The 25,413-nt window shown below is 71.7% G+C and carries 18 protein-coding genes; 6 read left to right on the top strand and 12 right to left on the bottom strand.

From position 1 onward, the window contains the following. Positions 1-121 precede the first annotated feature (121 nt). The 3 genes from OG199_RS26765 to OG199_RS26755 form a co-directional block, all read right to left on the bottom strand. Positions 122-1,822 (bottom strand): von Willebrand factor type A domain-containing protein, encoded by a 1,701-nt coding sequence (locus OG199_RS26765; protein WP_405831621.1) that lies wholly within the window; start codon positions 1,820-1,822, stop codon positions 122-124. Positions 1,823-1,983: 161 nt separating this feature from the next. Beyond that, on the bottom strand, positions 1,984-2,847 hold the full coding sequence (locus tag OG199_RS26760; protein ID WP_405831619.1) for an ABC transporter permease: 864 nt from the start codon (positions 2,845-2,847) through the stop codon (positions 1,984-1,986). Beyond that, positions 2,844-5,498, bottom strand: coding sequence for an alpha/beta fold hydrolase (locus tag OG199_RS26755; RefSeq protein WP_405831617.1), 2,655 nt, complete (start codon positions 5,496-5,498; stop codon positions 2,844-2,846). The genes OG199_RS26760 and OG199_RS26755 overlap by 4 nt, the downstream gene beginning before the upstream one ends. Positions 5,499-5,614: 116 nt before the next feature. On the opposite strand from OG199_RS26755, the gene OG199_RS26750 reads away from it, so the two are divergent. Beyond that, positions 5,615-6,025 carry a GNAT family N-acetyltransferase gene (locus OG199_RS26750; RefSeq protein ID WP_356798871.1) on the top strand — a complete coding sequence of 137 codons (411 nt, stop codon included), beginning with the start codon at positions 5,615-5,617 and terminating at the stop codon, positions 6,023-6,025. A 3-nt stretch (positions 6,026-6,028) separates the two neighbouring features. Here the strand turns inward: OG199_RS26750 and OG199_RS26745 are convergent, their stop codons facing one another. From OG199_RS26745 to iolC, 6 genes are all read right to left on the bottom strand, one after another. Then, on the bottom strand, positions 6,029-7,438 hold the full coding sequence (locus OG199_RS26745) for an APC family permease (protein ID WP_405831615.1): 1,410 nt from the start codon (positions 7,436-7,438) through the stop codon (positions 6,029-6,031). 329 nt (positions 7,439-7,767) lie between these two features. Beyond that, positions 7,768-9,279 carry a CoA-acylating methylmalonate-semialdehyde dehydrogenase gene (mmsA, locus tag OG199_RS26740; protein WP_356798867.1) on the bottom strand — a complete coding sequence of 504 codons (1,512 nt, stop codon included), beginning with the start codon at positions 9,277-9,279 and terminating at the stop codon, positions 7,768-7,770. Positions 9,280-9,293: 14 nt separating this feature from the next. After that, on the bottom strand, positions 9,294-11,195 hold the full coding sequence (gene iolD / locus OG199_RS26735) for a 3D-(3,5/4)-trihydroxycyclohexane-1,2-dione acylhydrolase (decyclizing) (protein WP_356798865.1): 1,902 nt from the start codon (positions 11,193-11,195) through the stop codon (positions 9,294-9,296). 8 nt (positions 11,196-11,203) lie between these two features. Then, positions 11,204-12,028 (bottom strand): 5-deoxy-glucuronate isomerase, encoded by an 825-nt coding sequence (iolB, locus tag OG199_RS26730; protein ID WP_356798863.1) that lies wholly within the window; start codon positions 12,026-12,028, stop codon positions 11,204-11,206. A gap of 7 nt (positions 12,029-12,035) precedes the next feature. Next, on the bottom strand, positions 12,036-12,950 hold the full coding sequence (locus tag OG199_RS26725; RefSeq protein WP_405831613.1) for a deoxyribose-phosphate aldolase: 915 nt from the start codon (positions 12,948-12,950) through the stop codon (positions 12,036-12,038). Further along, complete coding sequence (gene iolC / locus OG199_RS26720; RefSeq protein WP_401803987.1) at positions 12,947-13,897, bottom strand: 5-dehydro-2-deoxygluconokinase; 951 nt, start codon at positions 13,895-13,897, stop codon at positions 12,947-12,949. The genes OG199_RS26725 and iolC overlap by 4 nt, the downstream gene beginning before the upstream one ends. 122 nt (positions 13,898-14,019) lie before the next feature. Here iolC and OG199_RS26715 point away from each other — a divergent pair, with 122 nt between their 5' ends. Beyond that, entirely contained in the window at positions 14,020-14,949 is a 930-nt protein-coding gene (locus OG199_RS26715) for a sugar phosphate isomerase/epimerase (protein ID WP_356798857.1), read from the top strand. 501 nt (positions 14,950-15,450) lie between these two features. Continuing rightward, positions 15,451-15,651, top strand: a complete 201-nt coding sequence (locus OG199_RS26710; RefSeq protein ID WP_266699298.1) for an AlpA family transcriptional regulator — start codon at positions 15,451-15,453, stop codon at positions 15,649-15,651. 292 nt (positions 15,652-15,943) lie between these two features. Here the strand turns inward: OG199_RS26710 and OG199_RS26705 are convergent, their stop codons facing one another. Beyond that, positions 15,944-16,978, bottom strand: a complete 1,035-nt coding sequence (locus tag OG199_RS26705) for a zinc-dependent alcohol dehydrogenase family protein (protein WP_356798855.1) — start codon at positions 16,976-16,978, stop codon at positions 15,944-15,946. A 42-nt stretch (positions 16,979-17,020) separates the two neighbouring features. Continuing rightward, entirely contained in the window at positions 17,021-19,420 is a 2,400-nt protein-coding gene (locus tag OG199_RS26700) for an MMPL family transporter (protein WP_405831611.1), read from the bottom strand. A gap of 231 nt (positions 19,421-19,651) precedes the next feature. On the opposite strand from OG199_RS26700, the gene OG199_RS26695 reads away from it, so the two are divergent. The 3 genes from OG199_RS26695 (at position 19,652) to OG199_RS26685 (ending at position 23,370) form a co-directional block, all read left to right on the top strand. Next, positions 19,652-20,338: a TetR family transcriptional regulator gene (locus OG199_RS26695; protein ID WP_356798907.1), complete on the top strand. Its 687-nt coding sequence runs from the start codon at positions 19,652-19,654 to the stop codon at positions 20,336-20,338. Positions 20,339-20,739: 401 nt separating this feature from the next. Then, the gene (locus OG199_RS26690) at positions 20,740-20,979 is read left to right on the top strand and encodes a heavy-metal-associated domain-containing protein (protein WP_356798851.1); all 240 of its coding nucleotides are present in this window, start codon (positions 20,740-20,742) and stop codon (positions 20,977-20,979) included. A gap of 195 nt (positions 20,980-21,174) precedes the next feature. After that, entirely contained in the window at positions 21,175-23,370 is a 2,196-nt protein-coding gene (locus OG199_RS26685) for a heavy metal translocating P-type ATPase (RefSeq protein WP_405834675.1), read from the top strand. A 564-nt stretch (positions 23,371-23,934) separates the two neighbouring features. Here OG199_RS26685 and OG199_RS26680 read toward each other — a convergent pair. Beyond that, on the bottom strand, positions 23,935-25,224 hold the full coding sequence (locus tag OG199_RS26680; RefSeq protein ID WP_168528218.1) for a citrate synthase: 1,290 nt from the start codon (positions 25,222-25,224) through the stop codon (positions 23,935-23,937). Positions 25,225-25,413: the final 189 nt, after the last annotated feature.

Here is a 25,413-nt window from a genome sequence, read left to right as displayed (position 1 = left end):
AGGGTTCTTACTCGCGGGTCAACTTACTCACTCGTAAGGGAAGTTCAATGGTCCGGGCACGAGCGGTCGGGAGCCGTGGGCCGACGGTCGCCGGTCGCCGGCCCTTGCCGTCAGCCCGCCGTCAGCCCGTCAGGCGGCTCGCCCGCTCGACCGAGTCGGCGAGGTCGCGTACCGCTCCGTCCTCCGTGGCGGACGCCACCGTACGGGCCCGGCCCGCGAGTTCGGACAGGGGGAGGGCGCCCGGCAGCGCGCTCCCGCGGTCGCCGCCCGTGCGCAGAGCGTCGGCGAAGTAGGCGGCCACCGCGTCGACCTGGAGGCGGGGTGCGGAAGTCCACAGGTCGCTGTCGAGGGAGCCGGTCTCCAGTTGGCCGGACTCCTCGTGCGGTGTACGGGTGCGGGGGTCGAGCCAGCGCACGCTCGCGGTGGCGAGGTGGCCCGATGCACCGGGGCGGGTGCGCACGGCGTAGAGCGCGGTGACCGTGTGGCCGGGACCGATCTCGCCGCCGTCCACCCGGTCGTCCCGGAAGTCCTGGTCGGCCACCTGACGGTCGTCGTACCCGAGGAGCCGGAACTGCCGTACGGTCTGCGGGTCGAAGGCGACCTGCGCCTTGGCGTCGCGGGCCGTGAGGTCGATGTTCTCGGGGAGCTGCTCGCAGAAGACCTTGCGGGCGTCGTCGTCGTTCGAGACATACGTCGTGTGGCCGTCGCCCTTGTCGGCGAGGCGCTCCATGAGGGCGTCGCCGTACTCGCTGCCGACACCGACGCCGAAGAGGGTGATGCCGTGCTCGCGGCGGGCGCCGGAGATGCGTTCCAGGATGGTGTCCGCGTCGGTCTCCCCCGTGTTGGCGAGGGCGTCCGAGATCAGGACGACCCGGTTGGTGGCGCCCTTGCGCAGGCCCTCGACGGCCGTGTCGTACCCAGTGCGCACCCCCGCGCCGAGGTTGGTCGACTCCGTCGGTTCGAGCGCGTCGATCGCGTCGTGGACGCGGCCGCGGTGGTGGCCGAGGCGGGTCATCGGCAGCACGGTCTCGGCCTCGTCGCTGAAGGTGACCAGGGCGACCGAGTCGTCGTCGCGGAGCTGGTCCGTCATCACACCGAGGGAGTCCTTGGCGAGGTCGAGCCGGCCGGGTTCGCCCATGGAGCCGGAGACGTCGATGACGAAGGTGAGGGCGGCGGGCGGCCGTTCGCCCTCGCGCGCGGCCGTGCGGGTGGCGAGGCCGACCCGGACCAGTGACCAGTCCTCGTCCCGGGTGCGGGCGCCGTCGACGGTGACGGAGAAGCCGTTGCCGTCGGGGCGCCGGTAGTCCTGGCGGAAGCTGTTGACGAACTCCTCGGGGCGGACGGTGGTGGGGTCGGGCAGCCGTCCGTCGGCGAGCGAGCGGCGGGCGTAGCCGTAGGAGGCGGTGTCGACGTCGAGGGCGAAGGTGGAGAGGTAGTCGGGGGACGGCGCGATCTCCCTCCGCGCGTCGCCCGTCTGTTCGCCGTCCGGCTCGCCCTGGCCGGAGCCCGAGGTCCGGTTCGGGGCGGGCAGCGGACCCGAGTATCCGCCGGAGCGGTGCGCGCCGTCCGCGGAGCTGTGGCTGCCGTCGCCCCCACTGCACCCGGAAAGCAGCAGACCACCCGCGAGTACGAGGGCGAGCAGGGTGCCGCGCGGCCGCCACCGACGAACGGGGCGCTCCGACCGCCCGGGGTGCTCAGGGGACCCGGCGCGTTCGGGCCGTCCCGGGTGTGCCGGCCACCCGGCGCGTTCGGGCCGTCCCGGGTGTGCCGGCCATCCAGGACGTACCGTCCGCCACGGTCGCCGTATGTGGTCGTTCCCCATCCGTGCCCCCTCGGTGAGTCGCCCGTCGGCCGTGTACTGGGCCGATGTCTGTGACTGTGACGTCCGAGGGGGCTCCGGCGTGCGCCACGGAGCGTTGCGGATGGATCTCGAAGCGGCCACGAAGGGCGGTCGTCGAGACCGGTAGGTGACGCTCCGGAGATCTACGACACGATGTCCTTGCGCCGGAAACCCCGGAAGGCCAGGGCGAACAGGACCAGCGCGTACGTTACCGAAATCGCCGTGCCCTTGATCATGCCCGCCCACTCCAGCTGCGGCTGAACGGCGTCGGCCCACGCGAACTGCCAGTGCGCGGGCAGGAAGTCACGCCAGTGGCCGAGGGCGGTGACGGCGTCCAGGACGTTGCCCACGATCGTCAGGCCGACCGCGCCGCCGACCGCGCCGAGCGGCGCGTCCGTCTTGGTCGACAACCAGAACGCGAGCCCCGCCGTGACCAGTTGGGAGACGAAGACGTACCCGATCACCACCAGGAGCCGCTGGGTCGCGGTGCCCGTGGGGAGCGCGCCGCCGGTGGGGATCTCCAGCGGGCCCCAGCCGTAGGCCGCGGTGCCCACCGCCAGCGCGACGACCGGCAGCAGCACCATCGCGGCGAGGCTGAGGCCCAGCGCGACACTGAGCTTGGACCACAGGAGCCGGGTCCGCGGCACCGGCGCCGCCAGCAGATAGCGCAGCGAGGACCAGCTCGCCTCGGAGGCGATGGTGTCCCCGCAGAACAGCGCGACCGGGATGACCAGCAGGAAGCCGGCGGACACGAACAGGTTCACCGCGGCGAAGTTCGCGCCCGACGCCGTGGCCGTGTCCATCAGTGTGACCTGCCCGTTGCGCGAGCCGGGCCGGCCGCCGATCGCGAACGCGACGACGAGCACGAAGGGCAGCACCGCCAGGATCGCCCCCATGACGAGGGTGCGGCGGCGCTTGAGCTGCCGCAGCAGCTCGACGCGCAGCGGCAGTGTGTGCCGCGGACGGTAGCCGTCCGCGGTCTCGGCCCGCTCGGCGAGCGTGCTCATGCGGCACCTCCGATCAGGGTGAGGAAGGCGTCTTCCAGGCGCCGGTGCGGGCCCACCGACGCCACCGGCACTTCGAGCCGTACGAGTTCCACGACCAGGCGTTCCGCGCTGCCGTCCGCGTCGAGGCGGATGAGCAGCCCGCCCTCGGCGGCGGCGGCCGAGGCCACGCCCGGCAGCGCGCCGATCTTCTCGACGACCGGCCCGTCCACGGGCGACCCCGTGCCGACGAGGAGGGTGTCGCCGGAGCCGATGATCTCGCTCACCGGGCCCGCCTGCACCAGCCGTCCGCGGTCCATGACCACCAGGTGCGTGCAGGACTGCTCGACCTCGGCCAGCAGATGGCTGGAGACGATGACGGTGCGGCCCGCCGCGGCGTAGCGGATCATGACCTCGCGCATCTCGCGGATCTGGGGCGGGTCCAGGCCGTTGGTCGGTTCGTCGAGGATCAGGAGGTCCGGCAGGCCGAGCATGGCCTGGGCGATGGCGAGGCGCTGGCGCATGCCCTGGGAGTAGGTGCGGACCGCGCGGGCCAGCGCGTCCCCCAGGCCCGCGATCTCCAGCGCCTCCGCCAGATGCGCGTCCTCGGGCGGACGGCCTGTCGCCCGCCAGTACAGCTCCAGGTTCTCGCGGCCCGAGAGGTGCGGCAGGAAGCCGGCGCCCTCCACGAAGGCTCCGACCCGGGAGAGGACCGGCGCGCCCGGCCGGATCGCGTGCCCGAAGACGCGGATCTCGCCGCCGTCGGGCTTGATCAGGCCCATGAGCATGCGCAGGGTCGTCGTCTTGCCCGCGCCGTTCGGCCCCAGGAGTCCCAGGACCTGGCCTCTTTCCACGCGGAACGACAGGTCGCGTACCGCGTACCGGTCCGCGGACTTCGCGTACCGCTTGCTCAGGTCGGTGATCTGGAGCGGGACTTCGGCGAGGGCCGGGTCGGGCGCCCCCGGCGTCATACGGCGGCGGCCGGTGAGCAGGAGCGCCAGGGCGACCAGCGCGCCGGCCAGGGGCAGCCACCACACCCACGAGGGCAGGGGCGCCGCGGCGGTCCGCACGCCGGGGGCCGTGGGCACCTTCAGGTCGCTCTTCAGGGAGACGGTGTACGTCGCCGGGGCGACCGGTGACGCGTAGCCGAGGTCGGTCGAGGCGAGGACCAGCCGCAGCCGGTGGCCCTTCTGGATCTCGTGGTCGATCGCGGGCAGGACGATCGTGACGTCCTTGCCCGCCTTGGCTCCCGTCACCCGCAGCGGGGCCACCAGTTGTGCCGGCAGCACCGGCTGGGTGCCGCCCGGGCCGACGTCGTACACCTTCCCGAAGAGGACCGCGTCGTCGGTGCTCGATGTGACGTGGACCCGCACGGTCGGCGATCCGGTGACCCGCAGGCCGGTGCGGACGGGCGCGGAGTCGAACCGCGCGTACTGGCCCGGGAAGTCGAGCGAGACGCCGACGCCGAGGGAGGAGAGCTGGGAGAGGCCGCCCGCGCCGCCGAGCCCCGGGAGGGCGGAGATCGCGGGTGGGCTCGCGCCCGCCGGGTTCTGGAAGCTCTGCTTCCGGCCGGTGCCGAGTGGAATCGCGTGCTCGGTGCCCTCCAGGCCGGGGTATGCGTCGCCGCTCGCGCCCTTGAGCTGTACGGCGCCGTCGGTGGAGTCGATGCCTCCGGTGCGGGTGACGCGGAACGCGGGGCCGGTGTCGGCGTTCTTGTCGTCCTTCAGATAGCGGTCGAACCAGGAGCCGACGCGGGCCTCGACCCGGCCGGTCTCCATGTCCCCGCCGTCGTGGCCGCCCGCGATCCAGTCGACGTCCACGGGCGCGCCGTTGGCCCGGATCGCCTGGGCCATGGCGTCGGCCTGGCCGAGCGGGAAGAGGGAGTCGGTCTGCCCCTGCATGATCAGCGTGGGCACCTTGATGCGGTCGGCGACGGCGGACGGGGAGCGGGCCTCGAGCAGGTCACGGGCGGCGGCGTCCGGCTTCCCGGCCTCCGCGACCCGGTTGTACATGGCGCACAGCTGCGGCTCGAAGTGGGAGCAGCCGCCGCCGGAGTTGATGAAGATGCCGGCCCAGAGCTTCTTGAAGACACCGTTCGGGAAGAGGGCGTCCGCCAGGTTCCAGTACGTGATCGACGGGGCGATCGCGTCGACCCGCGGGTCGTGTCCGGCGGCCAGCAGCGAGACCGCTCCGCCGTACGAGGCGCCGGTGACGCCCACGCGCGGGTCGCCGGCCTTGTCGAGCCGGACCTCGGGGCGCGTGGCGAGCCAGTCGATGAGCCTGGAGACGTCGGCGACCTCGCCCTCGGGGTCGTTCAGCCCGATCCTGCCGCTGGATCCGCCGAAGCCGCGCGCCGACCAGGTGAGCACCGCGTACCCGTCGCGGGCGAGCTTCTCGGCCTCCTGCCGGACGTCGTCCTTGCTGCCGCCGAAGCCGTGCCCGATCAGCACGGCGGGGCGACGGCCGGAGCCCGCGGTGAAGTACGAGGTGTCGACGCGCACCCCGCCGCCCATGGCCATGACGCGGTCGGCGCGGTGGACGGCCGGCCCGCCGTCCGAGGCCACAGCCGTCCACGTGCCGGCGCCGGCGAGCACGACGACGGCGGCCGCCGCGGCTGTCCACCGTCGCCGCTTCCGCGGTGCGGGCCCGCGCAGTCGGGGCAGTCGAAGATCCATGCGTCAACGGTACGGGCCGCCGCCGACAACCGATGCCGCCGCCGGTCTGAACCCTCGCCCCTCCTGCGGGAGTAGACGTGGGCTTCGGCGTACCGCGCCCGTGGTACGAACGCCCCATGGAGATTCGCCGCGCCACCTCCGTCACCGAACTCGTGGCGGCCGAGCACCTCTTCGACCACGCCGTCCGCCCCGAGTGGGCCCGGCGCTTCCTGGACTCCCCGGGTCATCACCTGTTCCTGGCCCACGAGGACGGCGGCCCGGTCGGTTTCGTCAGCGGTGTCGAGACCGTCCATCCGGACAAGGGCGCCGAGATGTTCCTGTACGAACTGGCGGTCGCCGGGCCCTTCCGGCGTCGCGGCACCGGTCGGGCCCTGGTCCTGGCGCTCGCCGCGCTCGCCCGTGAACGCGGCTGCTACGGGATGTGGGTCGGTGTGGACACCGGAAACGACGTCGCCCTCGCCGCGTACCGCAGTGCGGGTGGCGAGGACGACGGGACGTGCACGGTGGTGACGTGGGACTTCACATGAGGGTCAGGCCTGCGCGTCCTCGGGGATCGACACCAGCCAGCGGGTCTCGCGGCGCGGTCGCAGGTAGAAGGCCCAGTAGAAGGTGGCGACGGCCGTGATGCCGCCGGTCCACACGAGGTAGACCGTCTCCTGCTGACTGAGGATGTAGGCGAGGACGGCGATCAGCAGGACCGGCACGGCGGGCCACAGTGGCATGCGCCAGGCGGGGGTGTGGGCGTGGCCGCCGCGCCGGGCGAGCAGCGCGGCGACCGCGACGAGCAGGTACATGGCCGTCACGGACACACCCGTGACGCCGTACAGCGTGTCCAGGTTGACGAAGCAGAGGGCGGCGCCCGGGACGCCGACGAGGAGGGTGGCGACCCAGGGGGAGCCGAAGCGGCCGAGCCGTGAGAGGCCCTTGTTGACCGGTCCGGGCCAGGCCTTGTCGCGGGCCGAGGCGAACAGCACCCGGGAGTTCTGGATGACCATGACGATGCCCGCGTTGATGATGGCGAGGGCGACGCAGAGGCTGACGAAGGTGCCGACGGCGGAGTTGGACCAGGCGGTGACCATGGTGCTGATGTCGCCGCCGGTGAGGGCCGCGAGGTCCGGGGCGCCCATGGTGATCGCGACGACCGGGACCAGGATGATCACGGACGAGATGGCGAGGGTGGCCAGGACCGTACGGGCGACGTTGCGGCGCGGGTTCTCCAGTTCCTCGGAGAGGTAGACCGCGGTCGAGAAGCCCTGGGTGATGAAGAGCGCGATGGCGAGTCCGGAGACCACGAGCATGGCCGTCACGGTGTCCGTGTGCCCGCCGGAGCCCGCGATCTGCATCGAGACCAGGCTGCCAGCGCCCCGCTGGCTGTGCGCGAAGCCCAGGACGGCCACCACGGCCGCCGCGATGACCTCCAGGACCAGGAAGACACCGGTGATCCAGGCGTTGGCCCGCAGGTCGAGCAGGCCCGCGAGGGTGGCCAGGAGCATCACGCCCGCACCGGCCAGCGACGCGTTGAGGTGCACGATCGGCGCCAGGTAGTCCGCGGTGCCCATCGCGATCACCGGCGGCACGATCATGACGACGAGCAGGGAGAGCACGAAGACCAGCCAGCCCGCGAGCCGGCCGGCCAGCGTGGAGACCATGGCGTACTCGCCGCCCGCGCTGGGGATGAGGGTGCCCAGCTCCGAGTAGCAGAACGCCACGGCGATACAGAGCAGCGAGCCGATCGCGATGGTGAGGGCGGTCGCGGTGCCGAGGGACGAGAACAGGTCGGGCACGACCACGAAGAGCGTGGAGGCGGGCGTCACGCAGGAGAGCGTGAGCAGGGTGCCTCCGACGATGCCGATGGAGCGCTTGAGCTTCTGGGGGCTGTCGGAGGCCGTGGAGGCGGTGTCCGGGGCAGCGGTCTCGACAGGGCGGAGCGTGTCGGTCATGGAGCGGTTCCGATCGACTCGTGCGTCAGAAGACGACTCGTGCGTCAAGTGATTCGGTCGGGAGCGCTATCGCCTCCGGCGGCTCGCTTCGTGCATCTCTTCTCTTCGTCCGCTCCCGGTTGGACCGAATGGAACCCCGACGAAAACCGTCGCGTCAATGGGTGTTTACCTACGGAATCCGCACCCGTAAGACCGTCTCAACGTTCATCGGGACGCAACAGGTCAAGCGGAGGAGTGCGTTGGCTCACTACGGGAACCGCAGCACCCGCACAGAAAAAAGTGAGGCCGTCCGCTATACGGACGGCCTCACAGGACGTGTGCGGGGGTTCTCAGTGGTTGCGCGGGAAGCCCAGGTCGACGCCGGACGGCGCCTCCGACGGGTCCGGCCAGCGGGTCGTGACGACCTTGCCGCGGGTGTAGAAGTGCGTGCCGTCGTTGCCGTAGATGTGGTGGTCCCCGAAGAGGGAGTCCTTCCAGCCGCCGAAGGAGTGGTAGCCGACGGGTACCGGGATCGGCACGTTCACGCCGACCATGCCCGCCTCGATCTCCAGCTGGAAGCGGCGGGCCGCCCCGCCGTCCCGGGTGAAGATCGCGGTGCCGTTGCCGAAGGGCGAGGCGTTGATGAGGGCGACGCCCTCCTCGTACGTCTCCACACGCAGCACGCACAGCACGGGGCCGAAGATCTCGTCCCGGTACGCGTCCGCGGTCGTGGGCACCTTGTCGAGCAGCGAGAGGCCGATCCAGTGGCCGTCCTCGTACCCCTCCACGGTGTAGCCGGTGCCGTCGAGGACGACCTCGGAGCCCTGCGCCGCCGCGCCGTGCACGTAGGACGCCACCTTGTCGCGGTGCGCCGCCGTGATCAGCGGACCCATCTCGGAGGCCGGGTCGTCGCCGGGACCGATCTTGATCTTCGCGGCGCGCTCACGGATCTTCTCCACCAGCTCGTCGCCGATCGCGCCCACCGCGACGACCGCGGAGATCGCCATGCAGCGCTCGCCGGCCGAGCCGTACGCGGCCGAGACCGCGGCGTCGGCGGCCGCGTCCAGGTCGGCGTCCGGCAGGACCAGCATGTGGTTCTTGGCGCCGCCCAGGGCCTGGACGCGCTTGTGGTGCGCGGCGGCGGTGGTGTGGATGTAGCGGGCGATCGGCGTCGAGCCGACGAAGGACACGGCGGCGACGTCCGGGTGCTCCAGGAGCCGGTCCACGGCCACCTTGTCACCGTGCACGACGTTGAAGACACCGTCGGGCAGGCCGGCCTCGGCCAGCAGCTCGGCGAGCTTCATGGCGGCCGACGGGTCCTTCTCGGACGGCTTCAGCACGAAGGTGTTGCCGCACGCGATGGCGATCGGGAACATCCACATCGGCACCATGGCCGGGAAGTTGAACGGTGTGATGCCCGCGACGACGCCCAGCGGCTGCCGGATCGACGCCACGTCGACCCGGGAGGCCACCTCGGTCGACAGCTCGCCCTTCAGCTGCACGGTGATCCCGCACGCCAGGTCGACGATCTCCAGGCCGCGCGCGACCTCGCCGAGCGCGTCCGAGTGCACCTTGCCGTGCTCGGCGGTGATCAGCTCGGCGATCGCGTCCCGGTTGGCGTCCAGCAGCGCCCGGAACTTGAAGAGGATCGTGGTCCGCTTCGCCAGCGAGGACTGGCCCCAGGTCGCGTAGGCGTCCTTCGCCGCGGCGACCGCGGCGTCCACCTCGTCCACGGTCGCGAAGGCGACCCGCGTGGTCACGGCGCCGGTCGCCGGGTCGGTGACCGGTCCGTACGTACCCGACTCGCCCGCGGCGTTGGCGACGGGCTTGCCACCGATCCAGTGGTCGACGGTCTTCGTCATGGCCAAGAACTCCTTCACAGATGGCGGCGTCGGGCGGCGACGTGCCGGTCGTACTCCTCACGCGCCTTGACCGCCGACGTTCGGGTCGCGGTCTCGGCCACAGGTACATCCCACCAGGCTTGGGCCGGGGGCGCGCCCGACACTGTGTCTGCCGTTCTGGTCTCCACGTAGACACAAGTGGGAGTGTCCGCGGCGCGCGCCTCGGCCAGGGCCGAGCGCAGGTCACGGACGGTCTTCGCGCGCAGCACGCGCATGCCGAGGCTGGCCGCGTTGGCGGCGAGATCGACGGGCAGCGGGGCTCCCGTGTACGTGCCGTCCTCGGAGCGGTAGCGGTACGCGGTGCCGTACCGCTCGCCGCCCACGGACTCCGAGAGCCCGCCGATCGAGGCGTAGCCGTGGTTCTGCAGGATGAGGACCTTGATCGCGACGCCCTCCTGCACGGCGGTGACGATCTCGGTCGGCATCATCAGATACGTGCCGTCGCCGACCAGCGCCCACACGGGGCGGTCGGGCGCCGCCAGCCGGACGCCGATCGCGGCCGGGATCTCGTAGCCCATGCACGAGTAGCCGTACTCGACGTGGTACTGGTCCCGCGACCGGGCCCGCCACAGTTTGTGCAGGTCACCGGGGAGCGAACCGGCCGCGTTGATCAGGATGTCGTCGTCGGTGACCAGCTCGTCGAGGACGCCGAGGACCTGCGGCTGGGTGGGCCGCAGATCGATGTCCTCGGCCTCGAACGCCGCGTCGACCCGGTACTCCCAGCGCTCCTTGTCGTCCGTGTACTCGGTGACGTACCCGGGCTCGGCGTGGTGCTCGTGCAGCAGCAGCGCCTCGGTGAGGGCCTCGATCCCGGCCCGCGCGTCGGCGACCAGCGGTATCCCGGACAGCTTGTGACCGTCGTAGGGCGCGATGTTGAGGTTCAGGAAGCGGACGCCCGAGGCGGCGAAGAGGGTGCCGGAGGCGGTGGTGAAGTCGGTGTAGCGGGTGCCGACGCCGATCACCAGGTCGGCCGTGCGGGCGAGCTCGTCGGCGGTCGCGGTGCCCGTGTGGCCGATGGCGCCCACGTCCTGCGGGTGGTCCCAGCGCAGCGATCCCTTGCCCGCCTGGGTGGAGGCGACCGGGATCCTGGTGGACACGGCGAGTTCCGCGAGCGCCTCCTCGGCGCGGCTGTGGTGCACGCCGCCGCCCGCGACGATCAGCGGGCGCCGGGCCCCGCGGATCGCCGTGACGGCGGCGGCCAGCTCGACCGCGTCGGCCGCCGGCCGGCGCACGGTCCAGGTCCGCTCCGCGAAGAACTCCACCGGCCAGTCGTACGCCTCCGCCTGCACGTCCTGCGGCAGCGCGAGCGTGACGGCGCCGGTCTCGACCGGGTCGCTGAGCACGCGCATGGCCTGCAGGGCGGCCGGGATCAGCGCTTCGGGACGGGTCACCCGGTCGAAGTACCTCGACACCGGGCGCAGACAGTCGTTGACCGACATATCACCCGCGTACGGGAGTTCGAGCTGCTGGAGCACCGGGTCCGCGGGGCGGGTCGCGAAGGTGTCACCGGGCAGGAGGAGCACCGGGAGATGGTTGATCGTCGCGAGCGCGGCGCCCGTGACGAGATTGGTCGCGCCGGGGCCGATGGACGTGGTCACGGCGTGCGCCGACAGCCGGTTGCTCTGCCGTGCGTAGCCGACCGCCGCGTGGACCATGGACTGCTCGTTGCGGCCCTGGAGGTACGGCATCTCGTCCGGGTACTCGACGAGCGCCTGGCCGATCCCGGCGACGTTGCCGTGGCCGAAGATGCCCCAGGTGGCGCCGATCAGCCGCTGCCGCTCGCCGTCCCGCTCCGTGTACTGCGCGGCCAGGAACCGCACCAGCGCCTGCGCGACCGTCAGCCTGGTCGTCGTCGACTCCTCTGACACCTTCGCCATCGGACCTGTCATCGGTAGCCCTCTGTGCTTTCTACGTGTCCCGGGTGGAAGCAGATCCGCCATTCCCTCTCCTCGCCCGGTCCGGCCATCACATTCAGGTAGTACATCGTGTGGCCGGGGTGGGCGATGGACGGCCCGTGCCATCCGTCGGGGACGAGCACGGCGTCGCCGGTGCGGACCTCGGCGAGGACGTCGGTTCCGCCCTCACGCGAAGGGAATACGCGCTGATAGCCGAATCCGTTCGGGCCGTCGATCTCGAAGTAGTAGATCTCCTCGAGCTCGCTCTCCTCGCCCGGCCGGTGCTCGTCGTGCTTGTGCGGCGGATACGAGGACCAGTGGCCGCCGGGGGTGATGACCTCGACGGCGATGAGCTTGTCGCAGTCGAAGGCGTCGGCGGAGGCGAAGTTGCGCACCTGACGGGCGAAGCTGCCGCTGCCGCGGTCTTCGACGGGAACCTCCGGCGCGGGGCCGTAGCGGGCGGGGAGTCGGCGCTCGCACTTCGCTCCTGCCAGGGCGAAGCGGCCTCCCGCGCCGGAGGCGATCTGTGCCCGGGCGTCTCGGGGCACGTACGCGAAGTCGGTGACCCCCGCGAACACGCTTTCCCGACCCAGGATTTGGAACTCTTCGTCCTCTGTGCGCACCGTACAGGCGCCGTTCAGCGGAAGCACGATCCACTCGCTGTCACCGGTGGTGAAGATGTGCGTGCCGCCGGGCTCCAGCTCCACCACGCGCAGGCTGCTGTGGGTCCAGCCGGCCCGCTCGGGGTCGATGTCGACGGCGTACAGCCCTCCGGCGGTGGCGCCCTTGGGGACGTACAGGTCGTTGCTCGTCATCGGATCCTCACAACAGTCCTACGGCGGTGTCCACCGCGGCGGTCACATCACCGTCGGCCGGGTACAGCAGCGAGCGGCCGACGACCAGGCCCTGCACGGTGGGGAGCTGGAGCGCGCCGCGCCACTTCTCGTACGCGCCCTCCTGGTCCTCTCCGACGTCGCCGCCGAGCAGCACGGCGGGCAGGGTGGAGGTCTCCATGACCCGGGCCATGTCGTCCGGGTTCTCGGTGACGGGGACCTTCAGCCAGGTGTACGCCGAGCTGCCGCCCAGGCCACTGGCGATGGCGATGGACTTGATCACGGCGTCGGCGCTCAGATCGTTGACCAGTTTGCCGTCCGCACGGCGACGGGAAAGGAACGGTTCCACGAAGACCGGGAGTTGACGCTCCGCCATCTCGTCTATCGCGCGGGCGGTGGACTCCAGGGTGCGCAGGGAGCCCGGGTCGTCGTAGTCGATGCGCAGCAGCAGCTTGCCCGCGTCGAAACCGAGCCGCTCGATGTCCCGCGGGCGGTGGCCCGTGAAGCGGTCGTCCAGCTCGAAGGAGGCGCCCGCCAGGCCGCCGCGGTTCATCGAGCCGAGGACCACCTTGTGATCCAGGGCGCCGAGCAGCAGCAGGTCGTCGAGGATGTCCGCGGTGGCGAGCACGCCGTCGACGCCGGGGCGGGAGAGAGCGAGGCAGAGCCGCTCCAGCAGGTCGGCGCGGCTCGCCATGGCGAACTTGCGGTCGCCGACGGCGAGCGCCCCGCGGGCCGGGTGGTCCGCGGCGACGATCATCAGCCGCCCCGTGTCGTCGAGGAGGGGCCGGCGCGTGCGGCGCGCGGCGGCCTCGGCGATGGCCTCGGGGTGGCGGGCGCGCAGTTGGACGAGCGCGGAGACGTCGACGTCCAGGGGGCCCTCGTGGCCCACGCGTCCCGCCCTCATCGGACCGCTCCCGCCACGAGCGCGTCCTCGACCTCTTCGGGAGTCGGCATCGCCGAGGAGCACTCCAGCCGCGAGGCGACGATGGCCCCCGCGGCGTTCGCGTGCCGCATGATCCGCTCCAGGTCCCAGCCGGACAGCAGGCCGTGACAGAGGGAGCCGCCGAAGGCGTCACCGGCGCCGAGGCCGTTGAGGACCGTCACCGGAAGGGGCGGGACCTCGGCGGACGTGCCGTCGCGGTGGACGGCCAGGACGCCCTTGGGTCCCTGCTTGACCACGGCGAGTTCGACACCGGCGTCGAGGAGGGCGCGGGCGGCCGCGTGCGGTTCGCGCGCGCCGGTGGCGATCTCGACCTCGTCGAGGTTGCCGACGGCCACGGTGGTGTGGCGCAGGGCCTCGGCGTAGAAGGGCCGGGCGGATTCCGGGTCCTTCCAGAACATGGGCCGCCAGTCGAGGTCGAAGACCGTCGTACCGGACCTGGCGCGGTGGGCGAGCGCGGTGAGTGTCGCCGTGCGGCTGGGCTCCTCGCTCAGGCCGGTGCCCGTCATCCAGAAGATGCGCGCCTCGCGGACGGCGCCCAGGTCGAGGTCGTGGGCGTCGAGCTCCAGGTCCGGTGCCTTGGGCTGCCGGTAGAAGTACAGGGGGAAGTCGTCCGGCGGGAAGACCTCGCAGAACGTGACCGGTGTCGGCAGCCCGGCGACCGGGGTGACCCAGCGGTCGTCCACGCCGAAGTCGCGCAGGGCCTCGTGGAGGTACGTGCCGAAGGGATCGTCGCCCGTGCGTGTGATCACCGCCGTGTTCCGCCCCAGCCGGGCCGCCGCCACCGCGACGTTCGTCGCGGAGCCGCCGAGGAACTTCCCGAAGGACGACACCCTCGCCAGCGGGACCCCCGTCTGCAACGGATACAGGTCCACACCGATCCGTCCCATGGTGATCAGGTCGTACGCCATCGAGTTCCCTTCGCTTCGGCCTCCCCAAGGTCTAGCCCCGCTCGGGACGCCCTGTCAACGGTTTGTCCAGACATTCGGACCAGGCCTTGACACCTCACCGGGGCCGTCGGAAGCTGACGCCCATGACGTCGTTGTCACCGCAGACATCACCCCAGTCCTCACTGTCCCGCATCCGGATCGGTTCGGCTCCGGACTCCTGGGGCGTGTGGTTCCCCGACGACCCGCAACAGGTCCCCTGGCAGCGCTTCCTCGACGAGGTCTCCCAGTCCGGATACGAGTGGATCGAACTGGGCCCGTACGGCTATCTGCCGACCGACCCGGCCGTCCTCGGGGAGGAGACCGCGCGGCGCGGGCTCACCGTGTCGGCCGGCACCGTCTTCACCGGGCTGCACCGCGGGCCGGAGGTGTGGGACGCCACCTGGGCGCACGTCTCCGACATCGCTGCGCTCACCCAGGCGATGGGCGCCGAGAACCTCGTCGTGATCCCGGCCTTCTGGCGGGACGACAAGACGGGCGAGGTACTGGAGGACAGCACCCTCACGCCCGCGCAGTGGCGCGACCTGACCTCCCAGACCGAGCGGCTCGCCCACGAGGTGCGCGAGCGCTACGGGCTGCGGATCGTCGTCCACCCGCATGCCGACACGCACATCGACAGCGAGGAGAACGTCACCCGTTTCCTCGACGCGACCGATTCGTCGCTGGTGTCGCTGTGCCTCGACACCGGGCACTACGCCTACTGCGGCGGCGACAGCGTCAAGCTCATCGAGACGTACGGGGAGCGCATCGGGTACCTGCACCTCAAGCAGGTGGATCCCGCGATCCTGGCCGAGGTGCGGGCGAACGAGGTGCCGTTCGGGCCCGCCGTCGCGCGGGGCGTGATGTGCGAGCCGCCGTCCGGCGTACCGGCGCTGGAGCCGGTGCTCGCCGCCGCGCAGAAGCTCGACGTCGACCTTTTCGCGATCGTCGAGCAGGACATGTACCCCTGCCCGCCGGACAAGCCGCTGCCGATCGCCCAGCGGACCCGGGCGTTCCTGCGCTCGTGCGGGGCCTGACGGCCTCCGGGACTCCGCGGGGCTCGTAGACGGAGCTCGTGGACGCAGCTCATAAACGGGGCTCGTAGTCGGGGCTCGTAGTCGGGGTGGGCGGGGCCCGCGGCGCCCGTGGTCGGGGTGGGGGGCCGGGGCCGCGGAGGCGCAGGCGTGCCCTGGGGCCGCGGGGGCCGAGACGGGGGACGAGGGGACCGCGAGGCACTTCCGGCCGAGGCCGGCGTGGCACCCGGCAGCGGAAGCCCCGTGGCACCGGCCGCGGAGCCCGTCCGGCCCGCACCCTCGCGACGCTCCCTCCCATTGCGTCACCTGTGTCACAAATGCCACCTTCCTGTCACACATGTCCCGTGTACGCGGGTCTTGCGTCACACCCGGTCGACAAGCACTGCCCTGCTCTCACGCTGTGTCGTTCACCGGGCACAGGCTTTGTGATCACCAGCGCAGCGCCCGGCTCCCCCGACGGCCGCCCCCGGCCGCCGCCGCGGCGCGCGCAGGGAGGTGCCACTCATGACCGACCGAAGGCTCTGGTCGTACAAGGAGATCGCGGCGCACATCAAGGTGCAGCCGGACACCGTGCGGTCGTATCGCAAACACGGGCTGCTGCCCCCTCCTGACCATGTGGAGGGCGGGAAGCCCTACTGGTACGCGGACACCGTCCGCGCGTGGGTCGCCTCCCGCCCGGGAAACCGCGGCCGCAGATCCGACTGACCGACCGACCGACCGACCGCGCAGGCCGGCCCGCGGTCCCCGCCCCACCCCTGCCCCCGTCCCGGCCCGGTCCGTGTCGTCCCGTCCACTGCGCCGGTCCGTGCCGTCCCGTCCACTGCGCGGGTCCGTGTCGTCCCGTCCCCTGCCCCGGCCTGTCCCGCCCCGCCCCGCCCGGCGTCCACCGGGTGGGGGCGGGACACACGAACCCCGCTCCTCTCCCCCGCTCCGCACGGCCCCTGATCCGGGCGGGGGGGGTGGGCCGTCCGTCGCGGTCACCCCGCGACGGGCCCGCTCACCTCCACGGCTCGATGACCGTCACTCCGGTCCCGGGCGCCGTCCCCATCGCGGCCAGCGCGGCCGGTGCTCCGTCCAGCGGCAGGGTGGAGGTGACCAGGAGGTCGGGCCGGAGGACACCCGCGCGCACCAGCTCCAGCATCCGCGGGTAGGCGTGCGCCTGCATGCCGTGGCTGCCCAGCAGTTCCAGTTCGAGGCCGATCACCCGGGCCATCGGAACGGCGGGATCCTCGGGCAGCAGACCGACCTGGACGTGACGCCCCCGGCGGCGCAGCCCGTTCACCGAGGCCGCGCAGGTGACCGGGGAGCCCAGCGCGTCGAGGGAGAGGTGGGCGCCGCCACCGGTCAGTTCGCGCACGGCCTCCGCCGTGTCCCCGGCCCGCGCGGCGTCCACGGTCTCCACCGCACCGAACGTCCGGGCCAGCTCCAGCGCCCGGGGCGAGACGTCGACCGCCACGACCCGTGCCCCGGCCGCCGCCGCGATCATCACCGCCGACAGGCCCACACCCCCGCAGCCGTGCACCGCGACCCACTCCCCCGCGGCCACCCTGCCCTGCGCGGCCACCGCGCGGAACGCCGTGGCGAACCGGCAGCCCAGCGCCGCCGCCGTCGAGAAGGACATCTCGTCCGGCACCGCCACCAGATTCACCTCGGCGTGCTCCAGCGCCACGTACTGCGCGAACGAGCCCCAGTGCGTGAATCCCGGCTGGGTCTGCCGCTCGCACACCTGCTGGTCGCCCGCCGCGCAGGAGGGGCAGCTCCCGCAGGCGCAGACGAACGGGACGGTGACCCGGTCGCCGGCCCTCCAGCCCGCCACCCGCGAGCCCACCGCCTCGACGACTCCGGCGAGTTCGTGCCCCGGCACATGGGGCAGGGTGATGTCCGGGTCGTGCCCCATCCAGCCGTGCCAGTCGCTGCGGCACAGCCCGGTGGCCTCGACCCGCACCACCACCCCGTGGTCGGCGGGCACCGGGTCCGCCACCTCACGGACCCCGGCCGGCTCCCCGTACCGCTCGAACACCACTGCCCGCATATGACCCGCCCTCCGCCCGAAGATCACCTTCCGGGGTGAACGCTAGCCGCGCACCTCGACCCTGTCCCGGTCCCGGTCGTCCGTCTGCTCGCTCGGGCTGCCGGGTTCCTCGCCCTGCGTGGCCGCCGGCTCCCGTGTCTCGTCCTCGCTGAGCCCGAACCGGTCGTGGAAGCGGCGCAGTGGCGCGGGCGCCCACCAGGTCGCGCGCCCGGTGAGGCGCATGACCGCCGGGACGAGCAGACTGCGCACGACCATCGCGTCCATCAGGACGGCGAGCGCGATGCCCAGGCCGAGCATCTTGGTGTTGGTCACGCGCGAGGTGCCGATCGCGACCATGACCACCGCCAGGATGACCGCGGCGGCGGTGATCAGTCCGCCGGTGCGCTGGAGGCCGAAGCGGACCGACTCCCGGTGGTCGCCCGTGCGGTCGTACTCCTCCTTCATGCGGGAGAGGAGGAAGACGCCGTAGTCCATGGACAGTCCGAAGGCGACGCAGAACATCAGCACCGGGAGGGTCGTCTCGATCGATCCCGGGCTGGTGAAGCCGAGCGGGCCGGAGAGGTGGCCGTCCTGGAAGACCCAGACCACCGCGCCGAACATCGCCGTCAGACTGAGCGCGTTGAGCAGCACCGCCTGGACCGGGATCAGCACACTGCCCGTGAGCAGGAAGACCAGCAGCAGCGTGACGATCGCGATGAACGCCGCCGCCCAGGGGAGCCGGTCGGCTATCGCGCGCTTGGAGTCGACCAGGACCGCCGCCGTGCCGGTCACCGCCGTGCCGAACGGGGCTTCCGTCGCGCGCAGTTCACGCACCAGGTGCTGGGCCCCGTCACCGACGGCCTCGCCCTTCGGCTGCACCGTGAAGTACGCGGTGTCGCCCTTCACCAGGGGCCCGTCCACCCGCAGCGCCTCGGGGAGGGACGCGATACGGCTCTTGTAGGACGCGTACTGCTCCTCGGTGGCCGGGCCCTCCGCGAGGATCTCCAGCCCGCCGCCGGGGCTGCCCGGGAAACCGTCCCGGATGTGCTGCTGGACGACGTGGGACGCTGCGCCCGAGGGCAGCTGCCGGTCGTCCGCGGTGCCGAACTTCACGCCCAGGAAGGGCAGTCCGAGGACGATCAGCCCGACGGTGGTGGCCACCGCGAAGAGCGGCGCCCTGCGCATGACGAGGGAGGCCATGCGTCCCCAGGCCGCGCCGTCGCCGGACGTGCGCGGCTCGCCGCGCCGGAACAGGCGCCGCAGGTCGAGGGAGTTGACCCGGTGGCCGAGCAGCACCAGAGCCGCCGGGAGCAGGATCAGGGCGGCCGCCGCGGCCAGCAGCACCACCGCGATGCCCGCGTAGGCGAAGGACCGCAGGAAGTACTGCGGGAAGAGCAGCATCGCGGCGAGCGACACGGCGACCGTGAGGGAGGAGAAGAGGACCGTGCGGCCCGCCGTGCGCAGGGTGGTGCCGACAGCGGTCACCGGTTCGGCACCGGTCGCCAGTTCCTCGCGGAACCGGCGGACGATGAACAGGGCGTAGTCGATCGCGAGGCCGAGCCCGAGGGCCGTCGTGAGGTTCATCGCGAAGACCGAGACGTCGGTGAACTCCGTGAGACCGCGCAGCACGGCGTTCGTGCCCAGGATCGCGACGATGCCGACTCCCAGCGGCAGCAGGGCCGCGACCGCGCTGCCGAAGACCATCACCAGCAGCACGAGGGTCACCGGCAGGGCGATGAACTCGGCCCGGGTCAGGTCCTCCCGGATGGTGGTCTGCATCTCGTGCTGCACGGCGACGGGGCCGCCGACCTTGATCTCGACCGGGCCGTGCGTGCCGCGGTAGGAGGGGGCGAGACGGTCCAGGGTCTCGCTCGCCGTCTTCTCGTCGCCCGTGATCCGTGCGGCGATCAGTGCCTCGTGGCCGTCCTCGGCGCGCAGCGCCGGGGTTCCCGACGCCCAGTACGAACCGACTCCCGTGACACCCCGCTCGGTGGCGAGCCGTGCCGCCAGCCGCTTCGCCTCGGCCGCCACCGCGGGAGCGTCGACCGTGGCGCGCCCCGAGTTGACCAGGAGCAGCAGATTGGGCTGGGAGGCGGGGAACTCGCGCTCCAGCGCCTTCGTCGCGTACGTCGACTCGGCGGTCGGGTCCTGCCAGCCGCCGCTGCCCAGCCGGTCGGCGACCCCGCTGCCGGCGACCACCGCGAGGGCGGTGAGCACCAGCGCGACGAGCAGGGACAGCCGGGGCCGCGCGGTCACGAACCGGGTCCAACCCCCCACCCGTGGACCGCCGTCCGTCCGCGCGCTGTCGCCCGGCCGGGGGCTGTCGCCCGGCCCGGGACGGTGGCCCGCGAGCGCGGACTCACCCGTCGGTGGAGCACCGTCCGTACCGTCCCCGCCTCGCGCGCCCCTCTCGCGCCCCGCGCCCCTGCCCCGGTCCTGATCTGCGCTGTTGACTTCGGTCATCGCGCGGTGTCCCCTTCACCGTGACCCTGTGTCCGTGCGTCCGCGGCCGTCCGTGCGCTCAGGCAGCATGGGTCTGTCATTGCCACAGAATCGGCAAACACGAGAGATCGCTCGCGTTTCACCAGAATGCGAGCGACCGCTCGCGTTTGTCAAACACGTCCGGAGAGTTGGGGATAACTCGTGCCCGACAAGCCCGAGAAGCGGCGTACCGCCGACGAGCGGACCGCCGACGTGCGGCCCGCCGCCGAGCGGACCCCCGGCGACCGGACCGCCGACGACGAGCGGCCCCGCCGGCGACAGGCCCGCGGCGAACGACGGATCGCCCAGCTGCTGGAGGCCGCGGCCTCCGTCTTCTGCACCACCGGCTACACCGCCGCCAGCACCAACGCGATCGCCCGGGAGGCGGGCGTCTCGCCGGGCACGCTGTACCAGTTCTTCCCGAACAAGGAAGCCATCGCGATCGAACTGGGCGACCGGCTCATGCACGAGATGCGGGCCACCTACGGCGAGGCGCTCGGCCCGGTCACCCCCACGACCACGCTGGAGGAGGCCGTCGGCGCCGCCGTCGACCGCTTCGTCGCCTTCAACTGCGAGCACCCCGTCTTCTTCGCGCTGATGCACGGCCCCGACATCCCGGGCCGGATCGCCGAGGAGCACGACGCGCTGCACCTGACCCTGGTCTCGCGGGTCGAGGGCCTGCTCTCCGCGTTCCTGCCCGACGCGCCCGCCGCCGGCGTCACCCGCACGGCGCAGGTGTGCGTGGGCATCTACAAGGCGGGGCTCGAACTGATCCTCGCCCACGAGGGGGCCGAGCGCGCGGCGTACGTCCAGGAGCTGAAGAACGTCCTGTTCCGCTACGTCGAACCACTGGCCGACGGCAAGGCACTCGCCCCCGACACCTTCGCCACCCGGCCCTGACCCGGGTCCCGCCCTCCCGCGCATCCGCGACCGGGTCGGCCCGCGCGCGCCACCCGGCCGCCGGGTCGCGCCCACCTGGCCGCCGGGTCCCGCCCGTAAACCGCGCGGACACGCAGAACTGCGGCGTAGCAGGTTCTCTGCCATAAGGTTCGGACAAATCGGTCCGACATCCCGCACGACCCGAGACGCGCCCCCACTCCCCGCACCGACCCGCGCCCACCCCGACCCTGCTTGGAGAAATACCCCCTAGGGGTATAGTCTGGTGAGCATCGAAGGGAACCCTGGAATCTCAGGACCCCTTTAGACCCACAGGCACCACGCCGCGACCCGCCCCCGACCGACCCGCCTCCGACATTCCGCCCACCCCGCGACCCCGCACACGCCTCGACGAGGAGCACGCCATGACCGCGCAGACCGACACCCAGGGTTCCATCACGGCCGTCTACCAGGTGAGCGGCATGAGCTGCGGGCACTGCGAGGGCTCCGTCTCCGGCGAGATCTCCGGGATCCCCGGCGTCAGCTCGGTCCAGGCCGTGGCCGCGACGGGCGAGGTCACCGTGGTCTCCGTCGCGCCGCTGGACGAGGCGGCCGTGCGCGCCGCGGTCGACGAGGCGGGCTTCGAGCTCGTCACCAAGGCCTGAGCCGGCCGCCCTCCGCGTCGCACCCCAGTTCCGCCTAGCTCTCCACACCGGGCCGTACCGACCAGCTGATACTGGCTCCGTGCGGCCCGGCTCATTCCCTGGAGCCGGACCATGACCACCGCAGCACCCGAGTCACCCATAACCGAGACGCCCCCGACCGCCTCGCCGACCGCCGTCACCGCCGAAGTCGAACTCATGATCGGCGGCATGACCTGTGCCTCCTGCGCGGCCCGCGTCGAGAAGAAGCTCAACCGCATGGACGGCGTCACCGCCACGGTGAACTACGCGACGGAGAAGGCGAAGGTCGTGTACCCGGTGGGGGTACAGGTCGCCGACCTGATCGCCACCGTCGTGAAGACGGGATACACGGCCGAGGAACCCCCGCCGCCGCCGACCGCCACGCCGGAACCGGCCGCCACCGCCGCCGAGGACCCCGAACTCGCCTCCCTGCGCGAGCGGCTCGTCGTCTCCGCCCTGCTCGCGCTCCCCGTCGTCCTGATGTCGATGGTCCCCGCGCTCCAGTTCGACAACTGGCAGTGGCTCTCGCTGACGCTCGCCGCGCCCGTCGTCGTCTGGGGAGCGCTGCCGTTCCACCGGGCCGCGTTCACCAACGCGCGGCACGGCGCGGCCACCATGGACACGCTCGTCTCGGTCGGCACGCTCGCCGCGTTCGGCTGGTCCCTGTGGGCGCTCTTCGGAGGGGACGCGGGAATGCCCGGCATGCGGCACGGCTTCGACCTCACCGTCTCGCGCACGGACGGCTCGTCGACGATCTATCTGGAGGTCGCCGCCGGGGTCGTCGCGTTCATCCTGCTCGGCCGCTATCTGGAGGCCCGTTCCAAGCGGCGGGCGGGGGCGGCGCTGCGGGCGCTGATGGAACTGGGCGCCAGGGACGTGGCGGTGCTGCGGGACGGCCGCGAGGTGCGCGTCCCCGTCGAGCGGCTCACGGCCGGCGACCGTTTCGTCGTACGGCCCGGCGAGAAGATCGCCACGGACGGCACCGTCGTCGAGGGCGCCTCCGCGGTCGACGCCTCCATGCTGACGGGCGAGTCGGTGCCGGTCGACGTCACGGTGGGCTCGGCGGTGACGGGCGCGACCGTGAACGCCGGGGGCCGGCTCGTCGTCGAGGCGACCCGGGTCGGAGCGGACACCCAGCTCGCGCGGATGGCACGGCTCGTCGAGGACGCGCAGAACGGCAAGGCCGAGGTGCAGCGGCTCGCCGACCGGATCTCCGGCGTCTTCGTACCGGTGGTGCTGCTGATCGCGCTCGGCACCTTCGCGGTCTGGCTCGGCGTCACGGGCGACACGGCCGCCGCCTTCACCGCGGCCGTCGCCGTGCTGATCATCGCCTGCCCGTGCGCGCTCGGCCTGGCCACCCCGACCGCCCTGATGGTCGGTACCGGCCGCGGCGCCCAGCTCGGCATCCTCATCCGCGGACCCGAGGTGCTGGAGTCCACCCGCCGTGTCGACACCGTCGTCCTGGACAAGACCGGCACGGTGACGACGGGGCGGATGACACTGCGCGAGGTGTACGTCACCGCGGACGGCGACGAGAAGGAGCTCCTGCGGCTCGCAGGCGCCCTGGAACACGCCTCCGAGCATCCGGTGGCCCGGGCGATCGCCGCGGGCGCCCAGGAGCGGGCTGGAGCCCTTCCCGCGGTACAGGACTTCGAGAGCGCCCCCGGGCTGGGCGTGCGCGGGCGCGTGGAGGGCCATGACGTCCGCGTGGGGCGGCTCGATCAGGGACCGCTCCCGGAGGAGCTGGCCCGGGCGAAGGCCGGGGCCGAGGCGGACGGGCGGACGGCCGTCGTGGTCACCCGGGACGGGGTGGCGCTCGGCGTCCTGACCGTCGCCGACACGGTCAAGGAGACCAGCGCGCAGGCCGTGCGCGAGCTGCGCGCCCTGGGACTCACCCCCGTACTGCTGACCGGCGACAACCGGGCGGTCGCGGAGTCGGTGGCGCGCGCCGTGGGCATCGACCCCGGTGACGTGGTCGCCGAGGTGCTGCCGCAGGACAAGGTCGACGTCGTCAGGCGGCTGCAGGGCGAGGGACGGACCGTGGCGATGGTCGGCGACGGGGTGAACGACGCGGCGGCGCTCGCCACCGCCGACCTCGGCCTCGCGATGGGCACGGGCACGGACGCGGCGATCGAGGCGAGCGATCTGACGCTGGTGCGCGGGGACCTCCGGGTGGCGGCGGACGCGATCCGGCTGTCCCGCCGGACGCTGTCCACGATCAGGGGGAACCTGGTCTGGGCCTTCGCCTACAACGTGGCGGCGCTGCCGCTCGCCGCGGCCGGACTCCTCAACCCCATGATCGCGGGGGCCGCGATGGCCTTCTCGTCCGTGTTCGTGGTGACGAACAGCCTTCGACTCAGGACATTCTCATGACGACGGAGTAAGAGTCCCCCTAGAGTCCAACGGGAGCCTCACATAAGCTCTTCACAAGGCTCGCGCATCTTCCTTACGCTTGGCCCCCGATTCCCGTATCGGGGCTCTTGCGTATCTTCAGGACATACGCAAGAGACACAGATCACAGTGATGTGAACGTAACCAGCGAAGGGGTTCGTGAGTCTAAGTTGGCGATGCCAGGGACGTCTTGGGGGGCGTTTCTGACATCTGGGGATGTCTTGGGGGACGTTCCCGGAACTGCGTTGCCGGGGCACGTACACCGGGGAGCTTTGAGCGGCCCTCCCGTCGGTACGGGTCCCGGCAGATCGCACCGGAGCGCGCGCGGGAGCGCGCGGTAGCACGAAGAGTTCTGCTCGTTTTGCTCGCAGCGATTCAGGCGCTGTCCACAGACGCCCGGCCGGATCCCGTGGGGGGAATCCGCACCGGGACAAGGAAAGCGCCCTGACTGCCGGCCCGTGGGGGGACCGGTAGCAGGGCGCTTTCCGTTTTGCTCGGCTTGCTCGGTTGTGAACTCTTCGTACGGCTATGCCCGCACGAAGATGATCAGCGAGCCTCGACCGGCACGAAGTCGCGCTCGACGACACCCGTGTAGATCTGACGCGGGCGGCCGATGCGGGAGCCGGGCTCCTTGATCATCTCGTGCCACTGGGCGATCCAGCCCGGAAGGCGGCCGAGGGCGAACAGGACCGTGAACATCTCGGTCGGGAAGCCCATGGCGCGGTAGATCAGGCCCGTGTAGAAGTCCACGTTCGGGTAGAGGCTGCGCGAGACGAAGTAGTCGTCGGAGAGCGCGTGCTCCTCCAGCTTGAGCGCGATGTCCAGCAGCTCGTCGGACTTGCCGAGCGCCGAGAGGACATCGTGCGCGGCCGCCTTGATGATCTTCGCCCGGGGGTCGAAGTTCTTGTAGACGCGGTGCCCGAAGCCCATCAGGCGGACGCCGTCCTCCTTGTTCTTCACCTTGCGGATGAAGGAGTCGACGTCGCCGCCGGAGGCCTGGATGCCCTCGAGCATCTCCAGCACCGACTGGTTGGCGCCACCGTGCAGCGGGCCCCAGAGGGCGGAGATGCCGGCGGAGATCGAGGCGAACATGTTCGCCTGCGAGGAGCCCACCAGACGCACGGTGGAGGTCGAACAGTTCTGCTCGTGGTCCGCGTGCAGGATGAGCAGCTTGTCGAGCGCGGAGACGACGACCGGGTCGAGCTCGTACTCCTGGGCGGGGACCGAGAAGGTCATGCGCAGGAAGTTCTCGACGTACCCGAGGTCGTTGCGCGGGTAGACGAAGGGGTGGCCGATCGACTTCTTGTAGGCGTACGCCGCGATCGTCGGAAGCTTGGCGAGCAGGCGGATCGTCGAGAGGTGACGCTGCTTCTCGTCGAACGGGTTGTGGCTGTCCTGGTAGAACGTCGACAGGGCGCTGACCACCGACGACAGCATCGCCATCGGGTGGGCGTCGCGCGGGAAGCCCTGGAAGAAGCGCTTGACGTCCTCGTGCAGCAGGGTGTGCTGCGTGATCTCGTTCTTGAAGGTGGAGAGCTCGTCCACGTTCGGCAGTTCGCCGTTGATCAGCAGCGAGGCCACCTCCAGGAAGGTGGAGCGCTCGGCCAGCTGCTCGATCGGGTAGCCGCGGTACCGGAGGATGCCCTGCTCACCGTCGAGATAGGTGATCGCGGATTTGTAGGCGGCGGTGTTGCCGTACCCGCTGTCCAGCGTCACCAGCCCGGTCTGGGCGCGGAGCTTCCCGATGTCGAAGCCCTTGTCGCCGACGCTGCTGTCGATCACCGGGTAGGTGTACTCGCCATCGCCGTACCGCAGTACTACAGAGTTGTCGCTCACGTCATCCCTCACCGACGTTGTGCCTCTTCTTCGAGGTGCCCTGACTGTCTCTACCATCCCCCATTTGGCCCTGGAGAGTGCACTCGGGGTCGACCATTGGGCCTATCGGCGGCACTCAGTGCCGCCAACCTGCTCATCCTGCCCCCCTTCGCCCTGGTTCCGGAAGTGGTGTGTGACCTTTACGACTCC

Origin of the sequence: Streptomyces sp. NBC_01176 (assembly GCF_045039825.1) — a bacterium.
Classification (GTDB): domain Bacteria; phylum Actinomycetota; class Actinomycetes; order Streptomycetales; family Streptomycetaceae; genus Streptomyces.
This window is presented reverse-complemented; position numbering and strand designations above follow the sequence as displayed.

Excerpts from the sequence above, each read along its gene's own strand:
- OG199_RS26705 (WP_356798855.1), bottom strand. The coding sequence starts at position 16,978 with ATGCGGGCAGTGGTGTTCGAGCGGTACGGGGAGCCGGCCGGGGTCCGT.
- OG199_RS26710 (WP_266699298.1), top strand. The coding sequence starts at position 15,451 with ATGACCGACCGAAGGCTCTGGTCGTACAAGGAGATCGCGGCGCACATC.
- OG199_RS26685 (WP_405834675.1), top strand. The coding sequence starts at position 21,175 with ATGATCGGCGGCATGACCTGTGCCTCCTGCGCGGCCCGCGTCGAGAAG.
- iolD (WP_356798865.1), bottom strand. The coding sequence starts at position 11,195 with ATGGCGAAGGTGTCAGAGGAGTCGACGACGACCAGGCTGACGGTCGCG.
- OG199_RS26760 (WP_405831619.1), bottom strand. The coding sequence starts at position 2,847 with ATGAGCACGCTCGCCGAGCGGGCCGAGACCGCGGACGGCTACCGTCCG.
- OG199_RS26690 (WP_356798851.1), top strand. The coding sequence starts at position 20,740 with ATGACCGCGCAGACCGACACCCAGGGTTCCATCACGGCCGTCTACCAG.
- iolC (WP_401803987.1), bottom strand. The coding sequence starts at position 13,897 with ATGGCGTACGACCTGATCACCATGGGACGGATCGGTGTGGACCTGTAT.
- OG199_RS26750 (WP_356798871.1), top strand. The coding sequence starts at position 5,615 with ATGGAGATTCGCCGCGCCACCTCCGTCACCGAACTCGTGGCGGCCGAG.
- OG199_RS26715 (WP_356798857.1), top strand. The coding sequence starts at position 14,020 with ATGACGTCGTTGTCACCGCAGACATCACCCCAGTCCTCACTGTCCCGC.
- OG199_RS26700 (WP_405831611.1), bottom strand. The coding sequence starts at position 19,420 with ATGACCGAAGTCAACAGCGCAGATCAGGACCGGGGCAGGGGCGCGGGG.
- OG199_RS26725 (WP_405831613.1), bottom strand. The coding sequence starts at position 12,950 with ATGAGGGCGGGACGCGTGGGCCACGAGGGCCCCCTGGACGTCGACGTC.
- OG199_RS26745 (WP_405831615.1), bottom strand. The coding sequence starts at position 7,438 with ATGACCGACACGCTCCGCCCTGTCGAGACCGCTGCCCCGGACACCGCC.
- OG199_RS26755 (WP_405831617.1), bottom strand. The coding sequence starts at position 5,498 with ATGGATCTTCGACTGCCCCGACTGCGCGGGCCCGCACCGCGGAAGCGG.
- OG199_RS26765 (WP_405831621.1), bottom strand. The coding sequence starts at position 1,822 with ATGGGGAACGACCACATACGGCGACCGTGGCGGACGGTACGTCCTGGA.
- iolB (WP_356798863.1), bottom strand. The coding sequence starts at position 12,028 with ATGACGAGCAACGACCTGTACGTCCCCAAGGGCGCCACCGCCGGAGGG.
- mmsA (WP_356798867.1), bottom strand. The coding sequence starts at position 9,279 with ATGACGAAGACCGTCGACCACTGGATCGGTGGCAAGCCCGTCGCCAAC.